Source organism: Actinosynnema sp. NPDC023587 (genome assembly GCF_040640215.1).
Classification (GTDB): domain Bacteria; phylum Actinomycetota; class Actinomycetes; order Mycobacteriales; family Pseudonocardiaceae; genus Actinosynnema.
This window is the reverse complement of sequence record NZ_JBFABG010000001.1, coordinates 40,957-60,189: the sequence shown is the minus strand read 5'-3', so window position 1 is coordinate 60,189 and position 19,233 is coordinate 40,957. Positions and strand designations below refer to the sequence as shown.

The window sequence follows — 19,233 nt, the reverse complement described above, 5'->3', positions numbered from 1 at the left end:
CTTCGCTGCATGTGAGCGTCGACCCATGCGCACCTCCTTCTGGAGCTGGACGGTTGTCCAGACTGACTTTCCAGCCCCCGGGGAGATGGACAATCAGCGTGCGGCCTTCGCTCGGCTCGAATTGAACACTTGCCGTCCACGTGGGCGCAAACCCCGCATGGGATTCGGGACAGTAGCTTCTACGAGGTGCATTCCAAATCGCATAGAATATTTTGGGTCGGTGTACATACACCTTCGCCGTCGATGCGCTGGTAAACCTAGTTGCACGCTCAGTTCGCCCGCACGCTAGTCGATTGCATGTGGAATGCTAGTCCGCCTGTCCCAGTGTTGTAAATCATAGTGCTGTGAGTCGTGGGAGTTGTGTGATCACCAACGCCGGGTGAAAACCTGAAAGAGTGTCAACTTTCGGGGTCTTATTGGCGAAGCCAATGGCGGTAACATGCGCCGCTGTCGCTGCAACGATGTCTGATGCTGAGTCGCCGATCAGGGTGCTCCTGTCGGAGGGTGCCTGGGTTAGTCGAAGTGCCGAGTTGATCATGTGCGGGCTTGGCTTGAGCGTTGTCGGATCCGCTGTGGACCGTCCGACCACGACATCGATCTCGTCGTGTAGGTCGTGCAAGTTGAGGTAGGCGGACACGGCAGCCTGGCTGTTGTTGCTGACAATCGCGCTGGCGCGGCCTGTTGCGTGCCAAGCCCGAATCAGGGTATGTGCGCCGTTGGTTGGTTCAGCCGTTGAAACGGCTTCGAGCTCGTGGGCAGTCAGTGCGGACTCGACGTATATGGCTTCGGCTTCTCCGAGCGTTGCCGCGTACCGCAACACCTCGAACGGGTCTTCGGTCTTCTCGACCTCGGGAGGTAGGTCGACATGTCCGCCGTCGGAGAGCACGCCTCTGAGTTGGTTGGCCACGTAGTGCGCAGGGATCCCTGCGAAGACGGAGCAAACTGGGCCGTCGAAGTCTAGGAAGAGAGCTTCGGTACTGGACAGGATGCCTTGCAGGACAGCCGGTTCGTCGACCGGCACGCTGCGGCCGGTCAACGCTTGTACTCGGTGGCGATGGTGGTCCAGAGGCTGTCGAACCAGGTGCGGGCTTGGTCTACGTATTGGCTGCCGGTGCTGGTGTCGTCGTCGGTGGTGCTGTGGTGGAAGAGGATGGCGTCTTTGCCCATGAGGTCGTAGATGGCTTGGGGTTGGCCGTCTAGGGACAGGACGTGTTCGCGGACTGGGTAGAAGCCGAAGAAGGCTTCGTTGTTGTTGATCAGGTAGAGCTTGAATAGCGGGGCTGAGGGGTGGACGCGAACTTCTGCGGTGGCGTCCTTGACCAGGCCCAGTGCGCCCAGCTCGGTGACGTTGTCGAGGATGGCCAACGTGTGGCGGCGCATGATCTCGGCGGCGCGTTGGCGGAAGGCCGGGCTGTCGGCTCGGTCTTCGACGGTGCAGGGGACGGACCACGGGACGGTGGGGTCGGGCACCAGGATGCGGACGTGGAGTGTCTCGGGTGTCAGGCGGCCGATGCGGATCTTGTCCAGCGGTTCCTGTAGGACGCCGTGGAGCGTTTCGCCCGAGAAGCCGGCGAAGTCGATCGTGACGTGGTCCTGCTCGAAGGCGCGTTCCAGGTGGGGACGCAGCCCGATCGGGCGTTCTGTGCGTTCTCTGACGAAGACGCCGCTGCCCTGTCTGGAGACGATCAAGCCCTTATCGCGCAGCTCACGTAGGGCGTTCTGGACCGTCATCGGAGCCACGTCGTACTTCTTCGCCAGCTCGGCGCGTGAGGGGAGCTTGTCCCCGGCCTTAAAGACCTTGGTCAGGATGGCGGCCCGAAGGGCGTTCGCCACCTGCACGTACGGCGGTCGCGGGTCGTCCGGGTCCAGTGCCATCGGTGTCCTCTCATCGTCACGCATAGACGGTCTGCATATTCGCTATGCATAGCGTAGGTGGCTTGTCTAGCCAGGCTGGCTTACCTTGTACTTGTCTAGCCTAGACAGACGGGTTAGCCAGGTGACGGAGGTGGCGGTCGTGGCGGTTCCGTACGGCACTCGGTTCGAGGCGGCGTTTGACCAGGTGTTCCCCATGGGGGCGCTGATGGTCGGGGAGGTCGCGCCGGACATGGAGTACATGAGCGCGGAGGACAAGGGGCGGGGTCGGCAGGCCAAGCAGCGTGTGGACGAGCGCACGGGGAAGCGGCAGTGGAAGGTCGTGGTCACGGACCCGTCTGCGGAGAAGGAGCGCGACGCGTCGGTGACGGTGGTCGTGCTGTCCGACGTTCAGCCGGTTCCGCCGCAGGCCGTGCAGGTCATGCCCGGTGTGGAGGTGCGGCCGGTTGCGTTCGAGGGGCTGACGGTCGAGCCGCGCGTCATGGGGGATCGGTACAAGTACCAGGGGTTCACGATTCGGGCTACGGGGATCGCTTCGCCGCAGAGTGCTGCGGCTCCTCGGCGCTCGGGCGACAAGCCCCAGAGTGAGCAGAAGGCGGCGTGACCGGGGCGCGGCCGTCGCGTGAGGCGGTCGCCCGGTGGAACACCGCGTATGCGGAGCAGACCGAAGCGCTCTTTGCCGCGTCCACCTCGGACGATCCTGCGGCGGCGCTACGGCTGGCCGATAGCTACTCGGCGGTGGCTCGGGCGTGGCGGATCTTGGCCGCCGATCTGGCAGTGCCTCTGTGGGCTCGCCACGCCTGTTCCGTCGCTGCGGAGGAGTTCGAGTGTCGTGCGCGGGTCGAGCGAAGCCGCGTGAACGTGGACGAAGGCGAGTTATGAGCAAGGAGAAGGAAACCGCGAAAGACGAGTTGTGGAAGGCCGCGCGAGCCGTCACGACGTTGAAAGACGCACACGAGGCGCTGACCAAGGTGATGCCTGCGCCGACGTCCGACCCGGCGGTGTTGCGGGACTTCTATCTGCGTAGCGCTGCCGTGTACGCGAACGTCGCCGAACTCGATCGGGGACACCATCACGAGGCTCTGTACTGGGCTTCGCGCGAGCGTGCCAAGGGTGAGCAGATCGACCCCACCGGAACGTGACCGTCCTCTGTGGACGTTGCATCAACTGGAGGTGAAGTTGAGCGGGGATGGTCGAGAGGGCAGTTTGGGTTACGTGGTGAAGGCCGGTCTGCCGTTGGAGGAGCTGCGGAACGTCGGCTACTCGGCGCGGGTGTGCGCGGCTGTGGTGGGTGTGTTGTTGGAGCGGCGGCGTGAGGAGTCGTCGGTCCGGGACCTGATGGACGGGACTGGGCTCAGTCACGCGGCGGTGCGGACCGTGTGCCGTGACCTGGAGGCGTTGGAACACTTGGCGGTTCGTGTCGAGCTTGGTCGGCGTAGTCGGGGCTGGGCGGCGTTCCGCTACCGATTGACGGGGTACGGCGTGGCGTTGTGGTCGTGCCGGCGGGATGAGCGGGGCAGTCTGCTGCTTCCGGTGCGTGAGCCGGAATGGGCGTTGGTCAGGGTGATGGGGGCGCGCTGGTCCGATGTGCAACGCAAACGGGGTGCCGCTCCTGGGTATGCGTTCTCGACGTTGGAGCGGGTAGCAAGGGTGTTGATCCGTGTTCCCGGACGGTTGTGGTCGCCGGGGGACGTGTCGGCGAAGGTCGGACTTTCCGGGAGCACGGTGAGCCTGGCGTGTCGGGATCTGGTGGCGGGGGGCCACGCTGAGCGTCGGGCACGTCTGCGGGCCGATGGCCTGCCGATGAGTTGTCGTTACCGACTCACGGGTCGGGGCCTGGCTGTCTGGATCGACTGGTTCGACGGCACTGGCTGAGGGTTACGGCGGGGCGGGTGCCGTGGGGTGGTGCCCGCTCGTGCCGTGAGCACAACTGAAGACGATCGAACGACACCTGTTGGTGTAGTCGCGGGAAACAGACCGAGTCTTGGCGGGCGCAGCCTGTTCCCCGACGACACACCGACCGGATTTCTCGCGCGCTTTCATTGGCACAAAAGGGGTTTCGGTCATGTCCAGAGTAAGGGCTTCGGGGGTCCGTGCGTCAAGTCGGTCCCACTCGATGGTGTGGAAGTTGCCCAACGGTCGGCGGTGCGACGGGTGCAAGCGGTTCGGGGTGTTCGCTCCGAATCAGCTCACGTGCTGCGGGTGCCTGGGCTGGTTGCCGCTGATCTTCATCGTGGCTGCGGGTGGTGCGCGATGAACGGCGGGAAGTGGGTCGATCCGGCTCCGTTCGAGGGTGTTCGGCCTCGGGTGCCGTGGTGGATGTTGGTGCCTGGTAAGGCGAGGTGGCTGGCTGCGCTGATCGCGTTGGTGTGGTTCGTGGTGGTCGGCGTCGTGCGCCTGGTGCTCGTTGTCGTTCGGTACCCGGTGGTGACGTTGGTTCCGGCGTCGTCGGCTTGGTGCTGGTGGCGGTTCGGGCTCTCGCCGCTGGTGTTGGCGCTGTTGTCGCTGGTGGCGGCGCTGACGATCTGGGCGGGGTTGCATCGGGCGTCGTTCCTGCGGCACTGCTGGTACCGACTCGTGACGGAGTGGCGGCGGGCCAGCGTGTACGTGCCCCGATGGCGGTCGGTGATGCGGCTGTCGGACCTGGCCAAGCGTGATCGGGGTCGGGAGTATCGGCCGAAGCTGCGGCGGGTGCGGTCCGAGGGATGGCGGGACCGGGTTCGGGTGCGGATGATCCCGGCTCAGTCGCCCGAGGCGTGGGAGCTGCGGCGGGAGAACCTGGCGCACTCGTTCAACGCCCGGTCATGCCGTGTGCGGGTGCTGCGTCCCAGGGTGTTGGAGCTGGACTTCGTGCACTCGGACCCATTGGTGCGGCCGGTGTCGGTGCCTGCGCTCGATGGTGCCGAAATCGATCTCAAGCGGGTGGTTGTCGGGCGGACGGAGACCGGTAAGCCGTGGCGGTTGCGGTTGCTCGGCTCTCAGCTCCTGGTGGTGGGTGTGCCGGGGGCGGGTAAGGGCTCGGTGTTGTGGTCGCTGGTGTGGCAGCTCGCGCCGGTGGTCCGAGCGGGTCTGGTGCGGTTGGTGGGTATCGATCCCAAGGGCGGGATGGAGTTGGGGCAGTGTCCTGACGCGTTCGACCGGTTGGTGTTCGGCAACGGCGCTGGTGCGGTCGAGCTGTTGGAGGAGATCGCTGCCGAGGTGAAGGAGCGGGCTTCGCGGTACCGGGGGATTCGGCGGCTGTGGGCTCGGGAGACCGGGGAGCCGTTGACGGTGCTGATCGTGGATGAGCTGGCGGACGTCATCGCCTACCAGTAGGACAAGCAGCTCCGGGAGCGGGCTGCTCGGGCGGTTCAGACGATCGCGTCGCAGGGGCGGGCTCCGGGGTATGTGCTGCTCGGGCTGGTTCAGGACCCGCGTAAGGAGGTCGTGTCGTTCCGGCACCTGTTCACGACTCGGGTGGCGCTACGGCTGGACGAGCCGCAACAGGTCGACATGGTGCTCGGCGACGGTGTCAGGCAGCGCGGTGCGGCGGCGCACAAGATCAGCGAGAGCACGCCCGGTGTGGCCTGGGTGAAGCAGGACGGGCAGCGGGAGCCTGATCGGGCTCGGGCCTTCCATGTCACCGATGCCGATCTTGCGGTGCTGCGGGAGTACTTCCGGCCGGCTGAGGTGCGGCCGTTCCCGACTCGGCCCGGTGGTGCCGAGGGGGTGGCGGCATGACCGGCACTCGGGCGGAGCGGATGCGTCAGCCCATGGCGCTGGACGTGGTCAAGGCTGCGGCGGAACAGCACGGGGTATGCGTGCGGCCGTTCACGATGGAAGTGCAGGATCGGGAGTCCTACGAAGTCCGGTACGTCGCGGTGCCCTGCGGGTCCACCGTGGAAAGCGTCTGTGCGCCGTGTGCCCGCAAGGCGAAGGCGTTGCGGATGGCCCAGTGCCGCGAAGGCTGGCACATGGCCGAAGAGCCCGACTTCACCCCGGCCACGCCGTCGAAGGACCAGACGGAGCTGTTGACGTTCCGGGCGGACTTGGTCAAGGCCTACCGGGACGCGGTCGGGTCGGGTGCTGCCGGGGACGCGGACGAGTTGCGTGAAGAGATCCACGGGGTGGACGAGGAACTTCGGCAACTGGGTGTGCGGGGCCGGTTCCCGTCGCCGGACGTGCCTGGCAAGCGGCCGGTGAAGCGGTCGACGAAGCGGCGGCAGGACGCGCCGGAGCTGCCTCGGCGTCGGGTGGAGAAGCGCACCATCGGACGGGAGTACGCCGGCGGCTACCGGCCCTCGATGTTCGTGACGCTCACCCTCGACACCTACGGCCGGGTGCGCGACGACGGCACGCCGGTCGACCCGGACACCTACGACTACCGGCGGGCGGCTCGGGACGCGGTGCACTTCGCGTCCCTGGTGGACCGGTGGTGGCAGAACCTCCGGCGGGTCGCTGGCTGGGACGTGCAGTACTTCGCCACCGGCGAACCGCAGCGTCGGGCCGCGCCACACCTGCACGCGGCGTTCCGCGGCTCGGTCCCGCACGAGACCATCCGGCGCGTCACGGCGGCCACCTACCACCAGGTGTGGTGGCCGCAGCACGACCAACGCGTCTACGGCGGCGACCGGCTGCCGGTCTGGGACGCGGACCGCTCGGTCTTCGTGGATCCGGACACCCGACGTCCCCTGGCCTCGTGGGATGAGGCGGTGGCGCGGGCAGAGGAGCCGGCGCACGTGGTGCGGTTCGGCCGCCAGGTGCACTCCAAGGGCATCCTCGGCGGCACCGAAGAGGCCGGACGTCACATCGGCTACCTGACCAAGTACCTCACTAAGAGCATCGGCGAAGTGGTCGAGCAGGCCACCGAACGGCAACGGCGGCACGCGGACCGCCTGGCGGACGAACTGGCCGTGACGCCCTGCTCGGACCGGTGCGCGGTCTGGCTGCTCTACGGCGTCCAACCACGCTCCGCCGGCTCCCGCACCACTCCCGGCCACTGCAAGGGACGAGCACACCGCCGGACCACGCTCGGCCTACCCGGCCGCCGGGTCCTCGTGTCGCGGAAATGGTCGGGCAAGACGCTGGCCGACCACCGGGCCGACCGCAAGCGCTTCGTCCTCGAAGCCCTCAAAGCCGTGGGCATCGAGAAACCGGAACGCGACACCTCGCACCTGTCCTGGCACAAGGTCCGGCCCGGTGACCCGAACGTGCCACCACGGGCGCACCTGCTCATGCACGCCATCGCCCAACGCGTGACGTGGAGAGCTGAGTACGACCGGGCACTACTAGCGGCTGGGGAGCTGGCGGAAGTTTGGGCAACAGCGGCTTGATGACTGGGGGAGTCATGGCGCAGGTCGAGCCCCTGTGGGGCGTTGATGAGGTCTCGGTCTTCTTGGGCGTTCCAGTGAAGACGCTCTACCAGTGGAAGTGGCGAAGGTACGGGCCTCCGGTTCGCAAGGTGGGCAAGCACCTTCGCTATGTGCCCGCCCAAGTTCGTCGGTGGGTTGAGGAAGACACCGCCGCGTAGATGTTTCGGCAATTCGACAGACGGGAGGAGTCTGCCGTGGGTCACGTCCAGGACAGGTGGTGGAAGGAGGTCCGCGATCCGGTGTCCGAGCAGGTCACACGGGTCAAGACCTCCTCGTACGGGAAGGGGCTGCGCTACAAGGTGCGCTACCTCGATCCGCAGGGCAACGAGAAGAGCAAGAGCTTCCCGGGCCGGCAGAAGAAGCGGGCTGACGACTTCCTGCTTGAGGTCGCGTCGGACAAGCGGGAAGGCAAGTACGTCGACCCCAAGGCAGGTGAGGTGTTGTTTTCGAAGTACGTGGCCACTTGGTTCGGCGGACAGTCACAAGACGCCGCTACGCAGGAGAACCTGCGCAGTCAGGTGAGCAAGCGGATCGAACCGTTCTTCGGGCGGATGAGGATGAACGCGATCACGATCCCGCGCGTCCGCGAGTGGATCGGCTGGCTGGGGAAGGCGGGGCTGAGCCTGCGCTACCAGCAACTGTTGTTCGATCGGCTGTCGTCCATCCTCAACGCCGCTGTCGAAGAGAAGATCATCACGTCGAACCCGTGCAAAGCGCGGAGCGTCCAGCGGCCGTCACCGCCTGAACGACGGGTCACACCATGGCCGGATGCTCGGATGCGGGCTGTTCAGCTCGCTTTGCCAGTTGAGTACAAGATCGCGCTCGTTCTCGCTGCTGGGGCGGGCCTGCGGCAGGGTGAGGTCTTCGGCTTGGCGGTGGACGACATCGACCGCCAGGCGCTGGAGTTGGACGTGGTTCGACAGGTTCGGATCGTCGGCAACCGGCTCGTGTACGCACCGCCCAAGAGCAAGAGGGCGCGGACGGTGCCGCTGGGTGACGGGGTCTTGGACGCACTGGATGACCACATGGCGGCCTTCCCGCCGGTTGAGGTCACTTTGCCCTGGGAGCGGCCTGATGGCGACCCGGTGACGGCTCGGCTGGTGCTGTCGATGGGTGGCACGGCGTGCCGGCGGCAGGTGTTCAACATGGGCATCTGGCGGCCGGCGTTCGTCGCGGCCGGCCTGGAGTACCGGCCGAACGAAGACGGGATGCACGGGCTGCGGCACCTCTACGCGTCCAGCCAGTTGGAGAACGGCGTGTCCATCAAGGCGCTCTCGCTCAACCTCGGGCACCACGATCCGGGCTTCACGCTCCGGACCTACACGCACCTGATGCCGTCCAGCCACGACCGGAGCAGGAAGGCCGCGAATCGCCTCTTCAAGCCGACGAAGCGGCCTGACGGCCTGGAGACGGCCTGATCATGGAAATGAGGGGTGTTGAGAGGGTAACAGTGCAGGTCAGGAGTAGATCGCGAACCAGATGGCGATGTAGTGGCAGAGCGCCGCCACGACCGTCGCCGCGTGGAAGACCTCGTGGTAGCCGAAGACCTCGGGCCACGGGTTGGGCCAGCGGGACGCGTAGAAGATCGCGCCGGCCGTGTAGAGCAGGCCGCCGGCGATGACCAGGACCAGGGCACCGACGCCCGCGTACTCCATGATGTCCGGCAGGACGAAGACAGCCACCCAGCCGAGCGCGATGTAGATCGGCACGCCGAGCCACCTCGGCGAGTGCGGCCAGGCCAGTTTCAGGGTCACTCCACCCAGCGCGCCTCCCCACACCACGGCCAGCACCACGTTGCCGGTGTTCTCGGGCATCGCCAGCAGCGCGAACGGGGTGTAGGTGCCCGCGATGAACACGAAGATCATCGAGTGGTCCAGGCGCTTCATCCACGTCCGGGCCCGGACGCTGACCCAGGTCACCCGGTGGTAGAGGGCGCTCACGCCGAAGAGGCCCACGACCGTCGCGCCGTAGACGGACGTCGCCAGGGCCGCTTTCGCGGAGACCGTGGCGGCGGCCAGGGCGATGAGGGTCGCGCCGGTCGCGACCGACACGATGAAGGACCAGAAGTGCAGCCAGCCCCGCATGCGCGGGCGGAGGGCGGGTGCCGGCGGCTCGGAGAAGGGCGACGTGGTCACCACCCCGAGGTTACGGGAGGGTCGGGAGGAGGGTCGGCACGCGACGGCGTGACCGCGCCCACCCGGCGTACGCTCTGCCAGCGTGGGTCTTCGCGAACGGGTCAAGAGCGTCCTCCTCAAGGGTTACGAGTTCCGCCTCAACCGATGGCTCGACGGCAAGCAGCGACCGCGCCACGTGGGGCTGGTGCTGGACGGGAACCGGCGGTGGGCGAAGGAGGCCGGCTTCGCCGACGTCGCGCACGGGCACCGGGCGGGTGCCCGCAAGATCCTGGAGCTGCTCACCTGGTGCCGCGAAGCCGAGGTCGAGGTGGTCACGCTGTGGATGCTGTCCACCGACAACCTGAACCGGCCGACCGAGGAGCTGGGGCCGCTGCTCGACATCATCGCCGACATCGTGGACGAGATCGCCGAACCGGGTAACCCGTGGCGCGTCCGGCACGTCGGGGCGATGGACCTGCTGCCGACCGAGACGGCGGCCCGGCTGTCCGCCGCGTCCCTGCGCACCAGGGGCCGGACCGGCCTGGAGGTGAACGTCGCGGTCGGGTACGGCGGGCGGCAGGAGATCGCGGACGCGGTGCGCAAGCTGCTCCAGAAGCACGCCGAGTCCGGCGGCACGATCGAGGAGCTCGCCGAGGTGCTCGACGTGGACCACATCGCGGAGCACCTGTACACGTCCGGGCAACCCGATCCCGACCTGCTCATCCGCACGTCCGGCGAGCAGCGGCTGTCCGGGTTCATGCTGTGGCAGTCGGCCCACTCCGAGTTCTGGTTCTGCGAGGCGTACTGGCCGGAGTTCCGGCGGACCGACTTCCTGCGCGCGCTGCGCGACTACGCGATCCGCCACCGCCGGTTCGGTTCCTGACCCCGCAGACGGGGTCGGGCGGGTGCTCCGGGAACGCCGGAGGGGCACCCCGCTGAGGTGCCCCTCCGTGATCCGGGACCGGGTCCCGGAAGCTCCCGGGGGAGTCAGCCCGCGTTGTTGCCGCCGACGTTGCCGTCGTGGCCGTCGACGATCGCGCCGGTCGAGCAGTGGCCGGCCACCTGCGGAGAGGCGATCGGGGCCACGACGGCGAGCACGCCGATGTTGTTGTTGCACACGCCGACCGGGACGTTCACGTTGTTGCCGTTCAGCGCCGACAGCAGACCGCCGCTGTTCCACTGGTGGGTGTCATCGGCCTTGTGGTCGTTGTTCCAGCCGTGGTCGTGGCCGTGGTCCTCCGGCTCACCGGCGAACGCGGGCGAACCGATCATCATCAGACCGGCCGCGATGGCGGCGGCAGCGCCTGCCTTCTTCAGCACGTCAGTCTCCTTGGGGTAGTTGTTCGACCGGGCGGAAAAATATCCGACGCCCGGTGCAGGGCCGTGCGGTAAAACACCTGGGTATGACTATCGGCGGGTCGTGCGACGCCGATTGCGAACACCCGCCAGGGGCATCACCCGGGTGATTACCGGGGACGCCCCTGGCAGGTGTTCGAGGTGCGGCGGTGATCAGCCCTCGGCGTTGTTGCCGCCGACGTTGCCGTCGTGGCCGTCGACGATCGCGCCGGTCGCGCAGTGGCCGGTGATCTGCGGGGAGGCGGCCGGCACGATGGCGGCGAGGACGCCGACGTTGTTGCCGCACACGCCGACCGGGACGTTCACGTTGTTGTTGTTCAGCAAGGAGACCAGCGGCCCGCTGTTCCACTGGTGGACGTCGTAGTTCTCGTCGTGACCAGCCGCGAACGCGGGGGAGCCGAGCATCATGAGGCCCGCCGCGATGGCGGCGACAGCGCCTGCCTTCTTCAGCACTTCAATCTCCTTCGTGTTCGGGATTTCCCCGTACCGCTCCGGAGCCTTCGGGGATCTCCGGACGCTGGGGTCCTGGGCGGAAAAGTTACCGAAGGGCAAAGCCCGCGGGGGCGCGGTAACACCATTGTGTGACCCCGGGATTGACCTCTATCCCCTGTTCGGATGTTCTTTGATTTGTGATTCGTCGCCCAGCCCGGCACCGTGGTAACACGGCCGCCCGGCTCGTAAGCTCCCCTGCTCATGGACGGCAACACGCTGGTGCGCGAGTACCTGGTGCTCGGTCTGCGCCTCGACCGGCTGCACCCCGGCCTGGTCGACTCGTACACCGGTGACCGGGCGCTGCGGCGCGCCGTGGACGACGAACCGCGCCCGCACCCGGCGGCGCTCGCCGAGCGGGCCGGGCTGCTGCGCCGCGAGCTGCCCGGCACCGAGCTCGAACCCGAGCGCAAGCGCTTCCTCGCCGCCCACCTGACCGCCCTGGAGTGCACCGCCCGCAAGCTGGCCGGGGTGCGCATCGGGTTCGTGGACGAGGTGCGGGCGTACTTCCAGGTCGACCTGGTGCCGGGCGACCCGGACGAGTACCGGCGCGCGCACGCCCGGCTGGACGAGGTGCTGCCCGGCGGCGGCCCGCTGCGGGAGCGGCTGGCCGACTACCGCGTCGAGGAGACCGTGCCGCCGCGCCTGCTCGCCGCCGCGGTGCACGAGCTGTCCAGCGCCCTGCGCGACGAGGTGCGGCAGCACTACGCGCTGCCCGACCACGAAATCGTGGAGTACGAGGTGGTCACCGACAAGCCGTGGAGCGGGTTCAACTACTACCTGGGCGACTTCCGGTCCCGGGTGGCGATCAACGCCGACCTGGGCCACCGGATGTCCAACCTGCCGCACCTGGTCGCGCACGAGTCGTACCCCGGCCACCACACCGAGCACTGCCGCAAGGAGGTCGGGCTGGTCGGCAAGCGCGGCCAGCTCGAACAGTCCCTCTTCGTCATCAACACGCCGCAGTGCCTGATGGCCGAGGGCATGGCCGAACTGGGCCTGCACGCCGCGGTCGGGCCGGGCTGGGGGCGCTGGACCGAGCGGATCATGCGCGACCTGGGCCTGCGGATGGAGGGTGACCAGGCCGAACGGGTCGAAGAGGCGGTCGCCGGGCTGATCACCGTGCGGCAGGACGCGGCCCTGATGCTGCACGACCGGCGGGCCTCGGAGGACGACGTGGTGGCGTTCCTGCGGCGCTGGCTGCTGATCCCGGAGGGGCGGGCCCGGCAGATGCTCCGGTTCATCGGCGACCCGCTGTGGCGGGCGTACACCACGACCTACGTGGAGGGGGCGCGGCTCGTGCGCGCGTGGCTGGACCTGAGCCCACCGACTGGGACGCAGGCTGAGCGTTACCTGAGACTTTTGGACGAACCGCTGGTTCCCGAAGCCCTGCGCGACGATCTCCGGAGCGCGGTGCCCCGGCTGCCGCACCACCCTGGGTAGCCGGTGGCTGCCGTCCGGCGGATGCCCGCTGAGCTGCGTGGACGACCTCCGGCACGGTTCGGTGACGGCCGGTTGTCCCAGGCGTGCGGCCGATCCGGTGATCTTGCCGCCGATTTGCGTATTCGTGACGAATTGGCGAATCACCTGTGTGGCTGCCTGCAAACCGGGTGCTTGCGGAGGTAACTTCCGACTTGGCGGACCGCGTCCACTGCGGACCGCGCAGGGAGGCCCTGATCGTGGCGATGAGCACGAGGGGGCCGGCACCCGGCCCTCGTGGTCGGCGCGCCTGAGGCGTGCCGGTCGATCGGGGTGGTGCCTGGCCCAGCGAGGAGCGGACGCGGGTGCCGCGTTCGTGAAGGAGTTGCCGTGAACGCACGACGACCCGCGAGCCGTTCCTCAGGCTCATCGCACAGCACTTCACCGCGCCACGACGCGCCCACCACCAGCACGTACGTGGTGGACACCTCCGTGCTGCTCTCCGACCCCCTGGCCATGACGCGGTTCGCCGAGCACGAGGTCGTGCTGCCGCTCGTGGTGATCAGCGAGCTGGAGGGCAAGCGGCACCACCCCGAGCTGGGCTGGTTCGCCAGGGAGGCGCTGCGCCTGCTCGACGACCTGCGGCTGCGACACGGCCGGCTGGACCACCCGGTGGCGATCGGCGACCTCGGTGGCACCCTGCGCGTCGAGCTCAACCACTCCGACCCGGAGGTGCTGCCCGCGGGTTTCCGCACGGACTCCAACGACGCCCGGATACTGGCCTGCGCGCTCAACCTGGCCGCCGACGGCTGCTCGGTCACCCTGGTCACCAAGGACATGCCGCTGCGGGTCAAGGCCGGTGCGGTCGGCCTGCCGGCGGAGGAGTACCGCGCCCACGACGTGACGCTGTCCGGGCACACCGGCATGTCCGACGTCGACGTGGACCAGTCCCTGGTGGACGCGCTCTACCGGGACAGCGTCGTAGACCCGGCCGAGTTCGACCTCGCGCACGTGGCCGAACTGCCGTGCCACAGCGGGTTGCGGCTGCTCGCGGGCACGTCCAGCGCGCTGGGCCGGGTCACCGCCGACAAGCGGATCCGGCTGGTGCGCGGCGACCGCGAGGCGTTCGGCCTGCACGGCCGGTCCGCCGAGCAGCGGGTCGCGCTGGACCTGCTGCTGGACACCGAGGTCGGCATCGTCTCGCTGGGCGGACGAGCCGGCACCGGCAAGTCGGCGCTCGCGCTGTGCGCGGGCCTGGAGGCGGTCATGGAGCGCCGCCAGCACCGCAAGGTCGTCGTGTTCCGCCCGCTGTACGCCGTGGGCGGCCAGGAGCTGGGCTACCTGCCCGGCTCCGAGACCGAGAAGATGCAGCCGTGGGCGCAGGCCGTGTTCGACACGCTCGGCGCGCTGGTCAGCCAGGACGTGGTGGAGGAGGTCCTGGACCGGGGGATGCTGGAGGTCCTGCCGCTGACCCACATCCGGGGCCGGTCGCTGCACGACTCGTTCGTGATCGTCGACGAGGCGCAGTCGTTGGAGCGCAACGTGCTGCTCACCGTGCTGTCCCGGCTGGGGGCCAACTCGCGGGTGGTGCTCACCCACGACGTGGCGCAGCGGGACAACCTGCGGGTCGGGCGGCACGACGGCGTCGCGGCGGTGATCGAGAAGCTGAAGGGGCACCCGCTGTTCGCGCACGTCACGCTGACCCGGTCGGAGCGCTCGCCGATCGCGGCCCTGGTCACCGAGATGTTGGAGGACTACGCGTCCTGAGCGGGCGCTGAGCCGAGCCGAGCTGGGCCGAGTCGACCCGAGCTGGGCCGAGTCGAGCCGAGTCGGTGGGGGGAGTTCTCCGGGTGGAGAGCTCCCCCCACCGCACCGGCGGACCGTCGCGACCGGGTTCAGCGCGGAGGTCGGGGGAGGGCGCGGGTCACCACCCGGCGGGCAGGGGCCGTCCTTCCGCGAACCCGGCGGCGGACTGGATGCCCAGGGTCGCCCGCTCGTGGAACTCCTCCAGGGTGTGCGCGCCCGCGTAGGTGCACGCCGACCGCACGCCCGCCGTGATGGAGTCCAGCAGGTCCTCCACCCCGGGGCGGGTCGGGTCCAGGCGCATCCGGGACGTCGAGATGCCCTCCTCGAACAGGCCCTTCTTGGCGCGCTCGAACGCGTTGTCGCCCTGCGTCCGCGCGCTCACCGCCCGCTTCGACGCCATGCCGAACGACTCCTTGTAGAGCCGGCCCGACTCGTCGCGCTGGAGGTCGCCGGGCGACTCGTAGGTGCCCGCGAACCAGGACCCGACCATGGCCGCGGCGGCACCGGCCGCGAGTGCCAGGGCGACGTCGCGCGGGTGCCGGACACCCCCGTCCGCCCACACGTGCTTGCCCAGCGCACGGGCCTGCGCCGCGCACTCGGCCACCGCCGAGAACTGCGGCCGGCCCACGCCGGTCATCATCCGGGTGGTGCACATCGCGCCGGGGCCGACGCCGACCTTGACCACGTCCGCGCCCGCCTCGACCAGGTCGCGCACGCCCTCGGCGGTGACCACGTTGCCGGCCACCACGGGGACCGTGGGGGACGCCGCGCGGACCGCCCGCAGCGCGGTCAGCATCTTCTCCTGGTGGCCGTGCGCGGTGTCCACGACCAGCGTGTCCACGCCCGCCTTGAGCAGCTCGGCGGCCTTGGCGCGCACGTCGCCGTTGACCCCGATCGCCGCCGCGACCCGCAACCTGCCCTCGGCGTCCACCGCCGGGGTGTAGACGTCGGCCCGCAGCGCGCCGAGCGCGGTCATCACGCCCCGCAGGCGGCCGTCCGCGTCCACGCCCAGCGCGACCTTCTGCCGACCGCTGTTCAGCCGCGCGAACACCTCGCGAGGCGGGGTGTCCAGCGGCAGGGTGACGATCCGCTCGTCGGCGACGTCGCGGAGCCGGGTGAACCGGTCGACCCCGGAGCACGCCGCCTCGTCGACGACGCCCGTGGGCCGCCCGTCCTCGTCGATGACGACGACCGCGCCGTGCGCCCGCTTGTGCAGCAGGTTGTGGGCGTCGGCCACCGAGTCGCCGGGGAGCAGGGTGAGCGGCGTGTCCCAGACCGCGTGGCGGTCCTTCACCCAGGAGACGATCTCGGCCACCGCGTCCGGCGCGACGTCCTGCGGCAGCACCACCAGCCCGCCTCGGCGGGCCACGGTCTCGGCCATCCGCCGCCCGGCGACCGCGGTCATGTTCGCGACCACGACGGGGATGGTGGCCCCCGTGCCGTCGGACGTGGAGAGGTCGACGCCGAACCGGGACTCGACGGCCGAGCGGCCGGGCACCAGGAAGACGTCGTCGTAGGTCAGGTCGTGACTGGGCGCGTGGCCTTCGATGAATCGCACGAAACTTTGACACTACCCGCCGCTGGCCGGTTTCGCCGTGGGCCGCGAACACCTGTACGGGGTGCGGGAAACCGGTGTTCGGGTACGCCGGACAACGCGCAAGGCACCGGGTGACACCGCAAGGCACCGGCTGACACCGCAAGGCACCGGGTGACGCTGGGCGACGTCGGACGATGCTGGGCGATGCCGGAGCGCCTCCGGGTGTGTCCTGTGGCGGAGGGTGCCGGGTTGGACGGCCGTCGGGGTGTGGCGCTGCGCCTCAAGGGGTTTCGGGGGGTGTGGGTGCGCCTCCCCTCGGGAGCAGGGCGCGGACGGCGTCGATGGTGTCGGCGTCGGCGGCGTCCTTGTCCGGGCGGTAGCGGAGGACCCGGGCGAAGCGCAGGGCCACACCGCCCGGGTACCTGGGGCTGACCTGGACGCCGTCCAGCTCGACCTCGATCACCCGTTCCGGGCGGACGGTGACCACCCAGTCGCCGAGGTCGGTGGCGATCTCCTGGAGTTCGCGCGTCTGCCACGCCAGGAGCTCGTCGGTGAGGCCCTTGAAGGTCTTGCCCACCATGATCGGTGGACCGCCGTCCGGGTCCCGCGCGCCCAGGTGCAGGTTGGACAGCAGGCCCTTCCGGCGACCGCTGCCCCACTCGACGCCGAGCACCACCAGGTCGAGGGTGTGCACCGGCTTCACCTTCTGCCACGACCGGCCGCGCCTGCCCGCCGCGTACACCGAGTCCAGCGCCTTGACCACGACGCCCTCGTGGCCCGCCGCCAGCGCCGCGTCCAGCAGGCCCGCCGCCCGGTCCTCGTCCGGCTCGACCACGCCGGGGATGACGTGGTCGCCGGCCACCTCGCGCAGCGCGGCCAGGCGTTCGCGCAGCGGTTCGTCCAGCAGGTCCACGCCGTTGAGGTGCAGGCAGTCGAAGAAGAACGGGCTCAGCAGCAGCGAGCGGGTGTCGCCCTCGGCACCGAGCAGCGCGCCGAACCTGCTCATCGTCTCCTGGAACGGCCGGGGCTTGCCGTCGTCGGTCAGCGCCAGCGTCTCGCCGTCGAGCACCACCGACTCGCACGGCAGCCCGCGCACCAGCGCCACCAGCTCGGGGACGGTGCCGGTGACCTCCCGCAACGCCCTGGTGAAGACGCGGACCTCGTCGCCCGCGCGGTGCACCTGGATGCGCGCGCCGTCGAGCTTGTGCTCCACCACGCACGGACCCAGCTCGGCCAGCGCCTCGGGCAGCGACTCGGCGGGCGAGGCCAGCATGGGCCGCACCGGGCGGCCCACCTCCAGCCGGAACGCCGCGAGCGCCGCCTCGCCCTCCCGGGCCGCCACGGCGGTGGTGGGCAGGCTCCCGGACAGCATGGCGGCCCGCCGGACCACGTCGACGGGCACGTCGGCCGCGCGGGCGATGGCGTCCACCATGATCCCTTCGAGAGCGCCCTGGCGCAGCTCGCCGGTGAGCAGCCGGCGCAGGAAGTCCTGCTCCTCGGCGGTGGCGCGGGCGAACAGGTCGGTCAGGGCACCGACCCGGCGCTGCACCGCGCCCTTGCCCGAGATCGCCGCGTACCCGCCCAGCGCGTCGTCCACCTCGACCACCGTCAGCTCCGGCCGGGCGGCGGGCGGTGGTGCGATGTCGAACACGGTGCGGTGGCCCGCCCCGATGCGGCCCTGGCTGGGCAGGCCGATCAGGAACGACACGACCGCGGGCGTGCTCATCCGGCGCACCAGCTCGGCCAGGGCGGCGACCTTGGCCAGGCGGGAGCGCGTCGCCGCCACGGTGGCGGACGTCTCGACTACCTCGGTGAACAACACGGGACCCATGGTGCACCGGAGCACCGACAATTCCCCGGGTACGGCCGGGAGACACTTCTGGGTGAACTCCGGGGAGGCTGCTGTCCGTGCAGGTCAGAGGGCTTGCGCCAGCTCGTGGACGGCCTGGCGGAGGCGGTCCGGGGTGAGCGCGGCGTAGCCCAGGACGAGTCCGGGGAACGCCGGCCGGTGGTAGTAGCCGGCCAGCGCCGGGGCGTTCACCCCGCGCCGCGCCAGCCGTTCCTGCACCGCGAGGTCGTCCACGCCGTCCGGCAGCCGGACCACGACGTGCAGGCCGGCGGCCACGCCGATCGGCGTCCAGTCCGGCAGCACCCGGGACAGCTCGTCGAGCAGCGCGTCCCGGCGCGCCCGGTAGAGCTGCCGGGTGCGCCGCAGGTGCCGGTCGTAGCCGCCGGTCCTGAGCAGTTGCGCGAAGGCCGCCTGGTGCAGCGTGCCGGTGCCCAGGTCGTCCAGGCGCTTGCGCTCCACGACGGAATCGCGCACGTCGGGCGGCAGCACCAACCAGCCGAGCCGCAACGCGGGCGCGAGCACCTTGCTGGCGCTGCCCTGGTAGATCACGCGGGCCGGGTCGAGCGCCTGCATCGCGCCCATCGCGGGACGGTCGTAGCGGTGTTCGGCGTCGTAGTCGTCCTCGATGACCAAGCCGTCGCGAGCGCGCGCCCAGTCCAGGAGCGCGCGCCGACGTTGCGGGTGCAGCACGACGCCCAACGGGAACTGGTGCGCCGCGGTGACGAGCACCGCGCGGCAGTCCGTTGTGGACAGGACGTCGACTCGGATTCCCTTGTCGTCCACGGGGATGAATCGGACCTCAAGGCCGTGCGACGCGAGCATGTCCGCCGCGCCGAAGTGGCTCGGTTCCTCCACGGCGACGCTGGTGTGGCCCGCGACCTGGAGCACGCGGCCGATCAGCGACACGCCCTGGGCGGCCCCGTTGACCACGACCACGTCGGACGGTCGGGTCGCCACGGCGCGCACCCGGCCCAGGTAGTCGGCGAGTTCCGCGCGCAACAAGGGGAACCCGGCCGGGTCGGGGTAGCCGAGCTCGTCGGCGGACAACGCCAGCAGCGCGGTCTTCTGCGCGTGCAACCACTCCTCGCGCGGGAACGCCGTGAGCGCGGGCAGTCCCGGACGCAGGTCGAACCGCCACCGCCGCGCGGGGTCCGGTGGCCGTTCGAACGTGTTCGGCCACGAGCACGCGGCGGTCACGGTGGTGCCGGAGCCGCGTTTGGCGACCAGGTACCCCTCACCGATGAGCTGCGAGTACGCCGACGTCACCGTGCCGCGCGCGACGCCGAGCTGGTCCGCCAGGTCGCGGCTGGACGGCAGCCGGGTGCCCGGTCGCAGCCGCCCGTCGCGGACCGCACGGCGGAGCTCGGACTCCACCGCGCGCCGGCCGGTGAGCCCCGGGAGCAGCAGCTCGCGATAAGTGGTCCAGTTGGCGGTCATCGA

20 protein-coding genes are annotated in these 19,233 nt (G+C 69.7%); 12 read left to right on the top strand and 8 right to left on the bottom strand.

Annotation, left to right across the window (positions count from 1 at the left end; all coding sequences use genetic code 11):
* Positions 1 to 334: 334 nt before the first annotated feature.
* Positions 335 to 1,036, bottom strand: a complete 702-nt coding sequence (locus AB0G01_RS00290; protein ID WP_360937679.1) for an HAD hydrolase-like protein — start codon at positions 1,034 to 1,036, stop codon at positions 335 to 337.
* Entirely contained in the window at positions 1,033 to 1,875 is an 843-nt protein-coding gene (locus AB0G01_RS00285) for a winged helix-turn-helix domain-containing protein (RefSeq protein ID WP_360937676.1), read from the bottom strand. Before AB0G01_RS00285 ends, AB0G01_RS00290 begins: the two co-directional genes overlap by 4 nt.
* A 139-nt stretch (positions 1,876 to 2,014) precedes the next feature.
* Here AB0G01_RS00285 and AB0G01_RS00280 point away from each other — a divergent pair, with 139 nt between their 5' ends.
* From AB0G01_RS00280 to AB0G01_RS00240, 9 genes are all read left to right on the top strand, one after another.
* Positions 2,015 to 2,476 (top strand): hypothetical protein, encoded by a 462-nt coding sequence (locus tag AB0G01_RS00280; protein ID WP_360937673.1) that lies wholly within the window; start codon positions 2,015 to 2,017, stop codon positions 2,474 to 2,476.
* Positions 2,473 to 2,754 (top strand): hypothetical protein, encoded by a 282-nt coding sequence (locus AB0G01_RS00275; RefSeq protein WP_360937670.1) that lies wholly within the window; start codon positions 2,473 to 2,475, stop codon positions 2,752 to 2,754. The genes AB0G01_RS00280 and AB0G01_RS00275 overlap by 4 nt, the downstream gene beginning before the upstream one ends.
* Positions 2,751 to 3,014, top strand: a complete 264-nt coding sequence (locus tag AB0G01_RS00270; protein WP_360937667.1) for an AMED_5909 family protein — start codon at positions 2,751 to 2,753, stop codon at positions 3,012 to 3,014. Before AB0G01_RS00275 ends, AB0G01_RS00270 begins: the two co-directional genes overlap by 4 nt.
* A 16-nt stretch (positions 3,015 to 3,030) precedes the next feature.
* Entirely contained in the window at positions 3,031 to 3,747 is a 717-nt protein-coding gene (locus tag AB0G01_RS00265) for a hypothetical protein (RefSeq protein ID WP_360937664.1), read from the top strand.
* Between the two features lie 444 nt (positions 3,748 to 4,191).
* On the top strand, positions 4,192 to 5,187 hold the full coding sequence (locus AB0G01_RS00260; RefSeq protein ID WP_360937661.1) for an FtsK/SpoIIIE domain-containing protein: 996 nt from the start codon (positions 4,192 to 4,194) through the stop codon (positions 5,185 to 5,187).
* A gap of 72 nt (positions 5,188 to 5,259) precedes the next feature.
* A complete protein-coding gene (locus AB0G01_RS00255) occupies positions 5,260 to 5,592 on the top strand; it encodes a hypothetical protein (protein ID WP_360937658.1) in 333 nt (110 codons plus the stop codon).
* A complete protein-coding gene (locus AB0G01_RS00250; protein ID WP_360937655.1) occupies positions 5,589 to 7,184 on the top strand; it encodes a replication initiator in 1,596 nt (531 codons plus the stop codon). The genes AB0G01_RS00255 and AB0G01_RS00250 overlap by 4 nt, the downstream gene beginning before the upstream one ends.
* Entirely contained in the window at positions 7,184 to 7,381 is a 198-nt protein-coding gene (locus tag AB0G01_RS00245) for a helix-turn-helix domain-containing protein (RefSeq protein ID WP_360937652.1), read from the top strand. The genes AB0G01_RS00250 and AB0G01_RS00245 overlap by 1 nt, the downstream gene beginning before the upstream one ends.
* A 36-nt stretch (positions 7,382 to 7,417) precedes the next feature.
* Positions 7,418 to 8,641 carry a site-specific integrase gene (locus AB0G01_RS00240; protein WP_360937649.1) on the top strand — a complete coding sequence of 408 codons (1,224 nt, stop codon included), beginning with the start codon at positions 7,418 to 7,420 and terminating at the stop codon, positions 8,639 to 8,641.
* A gap of 39 nt (positions 8,642 to 8,680) precedes the next feature.
* Here AB0G01_RS00240 and AB0G01_RS00235 read toward each other — a convergent pair whose 3' ends face one another.
* A complete protein-coding gene (locus AB0G01_RS00235) occupies positions 8,681 to 9,307 on the bottom strand; it encodes a hemolysin III family protein (protein WP_360939810.1) in 627 nt (208 codons plus the stop codon).
* Between the two features lie 133 nt (positions 9,308 to 9,440).
* Between AB0G01_RS00235 and AB0G01_RS00230 the strand changes: the two genes are divergently transcribed.
* The gene (locus AB0G01_RS00230; RefSeq protein ID WP_360937646.1) at positions 9,441 to 10,220 is read left to right on the top strand and encodes an isoprenyl transferase; all 780 of its coding nucleotides are present in this window, start codon (positions 9,441 to 9,443) and stop codon (positions 10,218 to 10,220) included.
* 104 nt (positions 10,221 to 10,324) lie between these two features.
* On the opposite strand, the gene AB0G01_RS00225 is transcribed toward AB0G01_RS00230, so the two are convergent.
* Both AB0G01_RS00225 and AB0G01_RS00220 read right to left on the bottom strand, forming a co-directional pair.
* Entirely contained in the window at positions 10,325 to 10,657 is a 333-nt protein-coding gene (locus tag AB0G01_RS00225; RefSeq protein WP_360937643.1) for a hypothetical protein, read from the bottom strand.
* Between the two features lie 189 nt (positions 10,658 to 10,846).
* On the bottom strand, positions 10,847 to 11,146 hold the full coding sequence (locus tag AB0G01_RS00220) for a hypothetical protein (protein ID WP_360937640.1): 300 nt from the start codon (positions 11,144 to 11,146) through the stop codon (positions 10,847 to 10,849).
* A gap of 240 nt (positions 11,147 to 11,386) precedes the next feature.
* Here AB0G01_RS00220 and AB0G01_RS00215 point away from each other — a divergent pair, with 240 nt between their 5' ends.
* Both AB0G01_RS00215 and AB0G01_RS00210 read left to right on the top strand, forming a co-directional pair.
* Positions 11,387 to 12,625, top strand: a complete 1,239-nt coding sequence (locus tag AB0G01_RS00215; RefSeq protein ID WP_360937637.1) for a DUF885 domain-containing protein — start codon at positions 11,387 to 11,389, stop codon at positions 12,623 to 12,625.
* A gap of 453 nt (positions 12,626 to 13,078) precedes the next feature.
* The gene (locus tag AB0G01_RS00210; protein ID WP_360939808.1) at positions 13,079 to 14,368 is read left to right on the top strand and encodes a PhoH family protein; all 1,290 of its coding nucleotides are present in this window, start codon (positions 13,079 to 13,081) and stop codon (positions 14,366 to 14,368) included.
* A 157-nt stretch (positions 14,369 to 14,525) separates the two neighbouring features.
* On the opposite strand, the gene AB0G01_RS00205 is transcribed toward AB0G01_RS00210, so the two are convergent.
* From AB0G01_RS00205 to AB0G01_RS00195, 3 genes are all read right to left on the bottom strand, one after another.
* Positions 14,526 to 15,965, bottom strand: a complete 1,440-nt coding sequence (locus tag AB0G01_RS00205) for a GuaB1 family IMP dehydrogenase-related protein (RefSeq protein ID WP_360937634.1) — start codon at positions 15,963 to 15,965, stop codon at positions 14,526 to 14,528.
* 259 nt (positions 15,966 to 16,224) lie between these two features.
* Positions 16,225 to 17,766 (bottom strand): ATP-dependent DNA ligase, encoded by a 1,542-nt coding sequence (locus AB0G01_RS00200; protein WP_360937631.1) that lies wholly within the window; start codon positions 17,764 to 17,766, stop codon positions 16,225 to 16,227.
* Positions 17,767 to 17,859: 93 nt separating this feature from the next.
* Positions 17,860 to 19,230, bottom strand: coding sequence for a PLP-dependent aminotransferase family protein (locus AB0G01_RS00195; protein ID WP_360937628.1), 1,371 nt, complete (start codon positions 19,228 to 19,230; stop codon positions 17,860 to 17,862).
* Between the last annotated feature and the right edge of the window lie 3 nt (positions 19,231 to 19,233).

Bases quoted from the DNA above. Each gene is read 5' to 3' on its own strand.
- AB0G01_RS00250 (WP_360937655.1), top strand. From the start codon at position 5,589: ATGACCGGCACTCGGGCGGAGCGGATGCGTCAGCCCATGGCGCTGGAC.
- AB0G01_RS00235 (WP_360939810.1), bottom strand. From the start codon at position 9,307: ATGCGGGGCTGGCTGCACTTCTGGTCCTTCATCGTGTCGGTCGCGACC.
- AB0G01_RS00245 (WP_360937652.1), top strand. From the start codon at position 7,184: ATGACTGGGGGAGTCATGGCGCAGGTCGAGCCCCTGTGGGGCGTTGAT.
- AB0G01_RS00215 (WP_360937637.1), top strand. From the start codon at position 11,387: ATGGACGGCAACACGCTGGTGCGCGAGTACCTGGTGCTCGGTCTGCGC.
- AB0G01_RS00285 (WP_360937676.1), bottom strand. From the start codon at position 1,875: ATGGCACTGGACCCGGACGACCCGCGACCGCCGTACGTGCAGGTGGCG.
- AB0G01_RS00270 (WP_360937667.1), top strand. From the start codon at position 2,751: ATGAGCAAGGAGAAGGAAACCGCGAAAGACGAGTTGTGGAAGGCCGCG.
- AB0G01_RS00260 (WP_360937661.1), top strand. From the start codon at position 4,192: ATGTTGGTGCCTGGTAAGGCGAGGTGGCTGGCTGCGCTGATCGCGTTG.
- AB0G01_RS00195 (WP_360937628.1), bottom strand. From the start codon at position 19,230: ATGACCGCCAACTGGACCACTTATCGCGAGCTGCTGCTCCCGGGGCTC.